Genomic DNA, 6,482 nt, shown 5'->3' on the forward strand with positions numbered 1-6,482 from the left:
ACGCGGAATTGATGGCTCATGTGGCCGTAAAACCCTCTTTGTAAAACCTGGAACCGACGTTGTCGGCGCCTACTGGGGGCGATAGACCCCTTTCGAAGGGTCTGCACCCCCTACGCGCCCTGAGCGCTCACGGATTCAGGTACAATCCATCGTCGGGCAATCCTCCAGCCTGCCGTGGGAACGAAAGCAGGGGCCGCAGGGCGCCCGCACCACGAGATTGGTGTGCTCCGGGTAGGCGCTCACCTCCGGGGCCACGGCGCCCCCGTAGATCACCACGGCGTGGGTCCCTACGGCCCGGGCCAGGTGCATGAGCCCTCCCTCCAGGACCAAAGCCCGTCGTGCCCCGGCCAGCACCGCGGCGCTGGCGCGTATCGGAAGGCCCCGGCGGTCGATGACGCCCCGGAGCAGGGGATCCCCGGGGGTTCCGATCTGCACAAATGCCGTCGCGGAGCATCGGTCCACGACGGCCTGGAACCGCTCCATCCCCCAGTCCTTCCGGTTTGCTGCAACGGTCCGTTTCCCCACCGGGCACACGACCACGTACCGTTGCGGCAGGTCCCTCGTGACGGCGTGCACCTCCCCCGGGGTCAGGAACATCTCCACCCTTCGGTCCGCCGACCGAGGCAGTCCCACGCTCTCGGCGAGCTGATCGAGAATGTGGGTGCGAGTCTCCTTACCGATGCGGTAACGTGGCTTGCGGTACCGGGGGGCAATTTTTGACCGCACCGCCAGGTCGACGTTGGGGTTGCCCTCAAAGAGTTCGGGCCAGTTCGTCTCGAGGACCACCCGGCTCCTCGGGTGACGCCGTTTCCACTCCCGAGCCAGATGGGAGAGCAGGAGATTGTCGCCGAGGGCCCTCGAAAATCTGCGGAACACCACGGTGCCCGGCCGGACGAGCCACGGGACGGCACGGGCAAAATCCGCCAGCGACCTCAGGGTTCCCAACGGTCAGTCTCCCAGGAGCCGTTCGTACACCCGGAGCGTCTCTCTGCACTTTCGGTCGGGAGAGAACCGCTCCCGAACCGTCTGCCGCCCCGTCTCCCCCCACGCCCTTCCCCGGTCGTCCCGGCCCAACACGGCGACCACCGCGTTCGCAAGCGCCTGGGGATCGCCCGGGGGCACGACGAGTCCCGTCCGACCTTCCTCCACGATCTCGGCCACGCCCCCCACATCCGACCCGACGACGGGGAGTCCCACATCCATGGCCTCGAGGAGCACGTTCGGGCACGATTCCATGTCGATCGACGGCAGCACGAACACGTCGAAGAGGGTCATGAGGGCCACCGCGTCCGAGCGGTGCCCGGGCAGCCAAAACCGATCCCTCAGTCCCAGTTCCCGCAGCCGCGGCTCGAAGCGCTCGGTTCCCGCGCCGACCAGGACGAACCGGGCATCGGGGCAGCGCTCGAGGATCCTCGGCGCCGCCTCCACGAGAACCTGCATGCCCTTCTCCGGCCGGGCGCTGGAAACGGCCCCGACGACGGGGGCGCTTCCGGCGCCGGGAAGCTCCTCCCGGAACTGGCGAGCGCGATCCCGGAGGACATCGCTGTCGGCGGGGTCCCTTGCGTTGTATACGACGTGAACCTTTTCGGGAGTTACCCCGCAGGACGTCAGCACCCCCGCGACCCTCCTCGAGTTGGTGATCACGGCCGCGGTGCGAGCGCTTCGGAATTTGGCCGGGAATTCCGGGGGGAACAAGACCCCTCGATTCGCTATAACTGGCGGAAACCGCCCCCCGAAGGTGGCCAGAAGCGCCACGTTATGGCCTTTCGTATGATGGGCATGGACCACATCGGCCCCCGCCGCCTTCACCACCGCCCGCAACTTCCTGGAAGATCGCCACTGCGCAACCAAAGATCCCGTTTCGAGCACGACGAACTCGATGCCGAGCCCCCTTCCCAGCTCAAAGACACCGGCCCCTGGGGGCGCGCAAAACAGTACCCGATGCCCGCTACGGACTTGCTCTCGGGCTAACAGCAGTGCCTGGCGCGTACCCCCACTACGGTTTCGGGAGCTCGTGACATGCACGATGGACATACTCCTCATACCCCGCCTCCCGAAACCAATTGTTCGTACAACTTCAGCGTTTCATCCGCCGTCGTCCTCACGTCGAACCGAGTTGCCCGGGACAAAGCGTCTTCGCGCGCCGAAACGAGAGCCTGCGAATCCTGTAAAAATGAACATACCTCCCGCACCAGAGCATCCACATCACCGTCAGGAACCCGCACTCCACACGGCCCGCGCCCCATGATTTCAACCACCATGGGCAGATCGAACGCAACGACCGGCACACCGGCCGCCAACGCCTCGATCACCACCCCCGGCAGACCATCCTGAATGCGCCCGTCATGCTCCGGCAGACTCGTGAACAGAAAAACATCCATCGCACCCAAGGCTGGGGCTACATTGTCCAGGTGACCGGTGAAGATGACCCGGTCGCCCAGGCCCAGATCCGCCGCCAAGGCCTCCAGGTGCGGGCGTCTTCCCCCGTCCCCCACGACCAAGAATCGCGCTTCAGGGTTCTCGTCGGTGATTTTACGCGCTGCGCGGAGGAAATGTTCGTGGCCCTTCCCCCGGGACAATCTGCCCACGATGCCCACCAAAGGCGTCCCCGACGGAATCCCCCACTCAACACGAAACGCCTCGCCTCCCGCCCGCGCGTCAGCATACGGGGTGAGGTCAATCCCGTTGTACAGTACTTTGCACATCTCGGGAGGCAGGCCGGTCGCCGCGAGAAATACACGACGCACGGCATCGCTCACCGCCAAAGTCACCCTCGCCTTCTTCGCCGCCTTGCGGTCCGCTAAAACGCGCAACCGAGTTCGAATCGCGCCACCCCACCCCCACGGTGCCATGGTGTGGATATGACGGATGCGCACCGGAACTCCGGCCTTCCATGCCGCGTGGATCATCAGAGTATTGGCGGTATATTCATGTGTATGCACTACGTCGGGCGCTTGGTCCCGAAAATAGCGCACGTATCTCCTAACGTTTCGCGGGGTCCATTTGCTCCCCGTGGGGATGACATCCACGGGTATTCCCGCCTCTTCCAGTTCTGCAGCGCGGGATCCCCGCTTCCGGTAACACAGCACACGCAGATCGACGTGCTCCGCCAATCGGGGGAGGAGTTCCAACAACCGGGTCTGAATTCCGCCCCCGGCGTCCAGGTTCTTATACACCCGCACCACGCGCAGCCGTCTCACGGGCCCGCCACCTCCCGGAGCACCCGTTCCAGAACCCCGACCTGGGTGTCCAGGTCGAAGCACTTCCGCACACGGGCGGCCGCCTCCCGCGCCAGAGTCCCCCGAAACTCCGCGTCGGTGCTCAGTCGTCTCATCGCCCGGGCCAGAGCTGGCGCATCCCCCGGAGGCACGAGGAGGACGGCATCGCCTCCGACCTCCCGGGTGCCCGGCAGATCCGAGGCGATGCAAGGCAACCCCGCGGCCATAGCCTCCAGCAGGGCGTTGGGTAGCCCCTCCTTCAAACTCGCCAGCACGAACACGTCCAACTGAGCGAGAAACGTTTGCATGTCCTTCACAAACCCGACGAACTCCACGCGATCGGACAGGCCCTCCTGGGCCGTCTGCTGCCGAAGCTCCCCCTCCAAGGCGCCCGACCCCGCCACCCGGATCCGGAACGAAACGCCTTCGCTGGCAAGGATTCCGGCCGCCCGAAGAAATGAGTGGTGCCCCTTGCTGGGGCTGAGTTGGCTCGCCGTCCCGAAGACCACCGGGGCATCCTTCCTCACCCAGGCCGACGGCAGCCGTACCGCGGGTCGGCCGTTTCGGACCACCCGGATCCGCCCGGACTCGATCCAGGGGAACCGCCGCGCCAGCTCCGCCCCCATCCATTCCGCGGGCACCAACACGCGAGTCACCAGAACCCGGTGCTGCCACCGTTCCTCCAGGGTTCCTCGGAAATCCTCGACCAACCCCACTCTGTGCACGACCGGGATCCCGCAGACCCGCGCGGCCACCGCCCCGATCTCGAGGTCGCGGGAGATGTTGACCACCACCACCTCGGGCCGCTCCCTTCGGAAGATCCGAACGAGCCGCCAGATCGCCACCGGATTGTATTTCGGCCCGAAACGCACCGGATACACCGTGAATCCGGCCTTCCGGCACGCCTGTTCGAACGGGTTTCCGGCGCGCACGATGCCCAGAACCCGGTGCCCACGCTCCCGGAGCCCACGCCCGAAAGCCAACGTCCAGCTCTTCACTCCTCCCCATTTCCGGGTCGCGTTGACGAAGGCGACTTTCACCGGAGAGCCCCCATGCGGCCGACGATTCTCGCCACCTCTTCCGGTCCAGCGGTGGCCAGGCAGGTTGCCTCCGGTTTCGGGCAGCGCGTGCGCCCGTGGAGGCTGCAGGGCCGGCACGGTATCTCGCGCTCCACCAGGGTGTCCGCGGGCCCCAGGGGATAGAACCCGAACCCCCGCACGGTGGGGCCGAAAAGAGCCACGACCCGGGTGCCCACGGCCGTGGCCATGTGCATCGGGGCCGAGTCGTTGGTGACGAGCACCTCGCACCGGGCGAGCGCGGCGGCCGTTTCGAGGATTGAGGTGCGCCCCGCCAGGTTCGCCCCCCGGCCGCCGGCCAGAATCCGCTCGGCCAGTTCCCGGTCCTCGGGGCCGCCAACGACCACGGGAAACGCGCCCCCGGCCTGCAGCCGCCCGGCCAGCGCCCGCCAGTGCTCCTCGGGCCAGGCCTTGGTGGGCCAGCGGGCGCCCGGAGCGAGCGCCACGAGCCGTCCCGCGCCGTCCCAGCCGGCGGAGGCCAGGAGTTCGTTCACCCGGCCGCGATGGGCCTCCCCCGGGTAAAGGCGTGGAAGCCGACGGGTCCGGCGCACCCCGAGCGGGCCCAGCGCCGTGATGTACCGGTCCACCACGTGGGTGTCGTCCAGGAGGTCCGGCTTCCGGAGCCACACCGCGAGTCGCCGCCGCAGGGTTCCCTTGCGATACCGGGTCCACCGCGCCTCGGGGGTCAAGACCCGGAGCGCCCGGGCGCGAAGCGTGCCGTGGAGGTCCACAATCCAATCGTACCGTTCCCGCCGGATCATGCGGGCGAGGGCCACGAGGCCCTCCTTGGGGTCCCAGTCCACGCACCCCGCCACCCCCGGGTGGGTGAGAAAGATCTCCCGGAACGCCGGTTTCGTGAGGACGTGGACCTCTACGTCGGGCGGCCGGTCGGCCCTCAGGGCCTCCACCGCCGCGGTCGCGAGCACCACGTCTCCAAGGGAGGAAAACCGGATGAGGAGAACCTTCACGAGAGCACCCTCTCGTATACCGAAAGAGTGCGCCGCGCCATGGTCCCGGGGCGAAACCGTTCTACCCGTTGGAGCCCCGCTCGCACCCTCGCCGCCCTCGACTCCTCGTCCTGGAGGATCCGATCGATCGCCTCGGCCAAGGCGGCCGGGTTGCCCCGGGGCACCACCCACCCGGCGTCTCCCACCACCTCGACGTTCCCCGGAAGGTCGGAGCACACAATGGGAACCCCCAGCGCCATCGGTTCCTTCAGGGCGGCGCTCGAACCCTCGCCCGAAACGCTCGGCAGCACGGCCACATCGAGGCACCGCGTGAGGAGGGGCGCATCCTCTTGAAACCCGAGGAACCGGCATCGGTCCAGCACCCGGCGGGCCTTTGCCAGTTCACGGACCGCTGGCCCGAGGGGCCCCTCTCCGAGGAAGACGCACACCAACCCCGGCCACTCCCTAAGGAGTCGCGGCAATGCCTCTACGAGAACCCGGTGCCCCTTCTGCTCGGTGAAGGCGCCGACCACCCCCAACACCGGCCTCTCGTCCCGGACGCCCCAGCGACGAAGAACATCCTCCCGGTCTAACCTGTGCGCCCGCGCCCGGAGGTCATCCACCTCGATGGCGGACGGTACCACCTCGACCGGGCAGACTGCGCCCGCCCGCCGCACCGATTCGGCAATTTCGGCGGAGACGGCGATCCAGGCGTCCGCTCTCCCGTAAGTCAGGCGGAACCTCATCCCGGGACGCAGCGGGTACGAGACCCGCCTGTGGCACACCACCTTGGCCTCGCCCCTCCGCAAGGCGATGGCCAACGAGGAGGCCGCGTGGGCGTCGTGGGCGTGAACGAGATCCGCTCCCCGACAGGCACGCCGCAGCGCCATCCAAACATCTGGATTCCACCACCGGCGCCCGGAAAGGGTCATGACCGGGAGTCCGGCTTCGCTGCACCGCGCCGGCAGTCCTCCCTCCGGGGGCGCCACCACGACGCTGTCCACCCCCATGCGGCGCAGTTCACGGTGGAGCAAGAAAACCTGCCGCTGTCCTCCCCTCCACCGACCTCCGAGGTCCACGTGCACGACCTTCACGGGGGGCCCGCCCCTTCCAGGAGTTCCCCGGCGGCCCGAAGCACATCCTGGGGCCGGATGTCCAACATGCACCGGAAATGCCCCTTCCGGCACCGCCGGCCCCCGTGGAGCCCGCACGGGCGGCAGGAGACCTCGGCCTCCACCACC

At 67.8% G+C, this 6,482-nt stretch carries 6 protein-coding genes; all 6 read right to left on the reverse strand.

The genetic code is table 11. The annotated features are described in order from the left end of the window. Positions 1-135: 135 nt before the first annotated feature. Complete coding sequence (locus ACY0I8_RS15015) at positions 136-786, reverse strand: glycosyltransferase family 9 protein (RefSeq protein WP_461395386.1); 651 nt, start codon at positions 784-786, stop codon at positions 136-138. A 162-nt stretch (positions 787-948) separates the two neighbouring features. After that, entirely contained in the window at positions 949-2,043 is a 1,095-nt protein-coding gene (locus ACY0I8_RS15020) for a glycosyltransferase (RefSeq protein WP_461395387.1), read from the reverse strand. Beyond that, entirely contained in the window at positions 2,040-3,200 is a 1,161-nt protein-coding gene (locus ACY0I8_RS15025; protein WP_461395388.1) for a glycosyltransferase, read from the reverse strand. The genes ACY0I8_RS15020 and ACY0I8_RS15025 overlap by 4 nt, the downstream gene beginning before the upstream one ends. Next, complete coding sequence (locus ACY0I8_RS15030; protein WP_461395389.1) at positions 3,197-4,258, reverse strand: glycosyltransferase; 1,062 nt, start codon at positions 4,256-4,258, stop codon at positions 3,197-3,199. Before ACY0I8_RS15030 ends, ACY0I8_RS15025 begins: the two co-directional genes overlap by 4 nt. Continuing rightward, positions 4,255-5,262: a glycosyltransferase family 9 protein gene (locus ACY0I8_RS15035; protein ID WP_461395390.1), complete on the reverse strand. Its 1,008-nt coding sequence runs from the start codon at positions 5,260-5,262 to the stop codon at positions 4,255-4,257. Before ACY0I8_RS15035 ends, ACY0I8_RS15030 begins: the two co-directional genes overlap by 4 nt. Next, positions 5,259-6,335: a glycosyltransferase family 4 protein gene (locus ACY0I8_RS15040; protein WP_461395391.1), complete on the reverse strand. Its 1,077-nt coding sequence runs from the start codon at positions 6,333-6,335 to the stop codon at positions 5,259-5,261. Before ACY0I8_RS15040 ends, ACY0I8_RS15035 begins: the two co-directional genes overlap by 4 nt. Positions 6,336-6,482 lie beyond the last annotated feature (147 nt).

It is taken from the genome of Deferrisoma sp. (assembly GCF_054681715.1).

Excerpts from the sequence above, each read along its gene's own strand:
- ACY0I8_RS15020 (WP_461395387.1), bottom strand. The coding sequence starts at position 2,043 with ATGAGGAGTATGTCCATCGTGCATGTCACGAGCTCCCGAAACCGTAGT.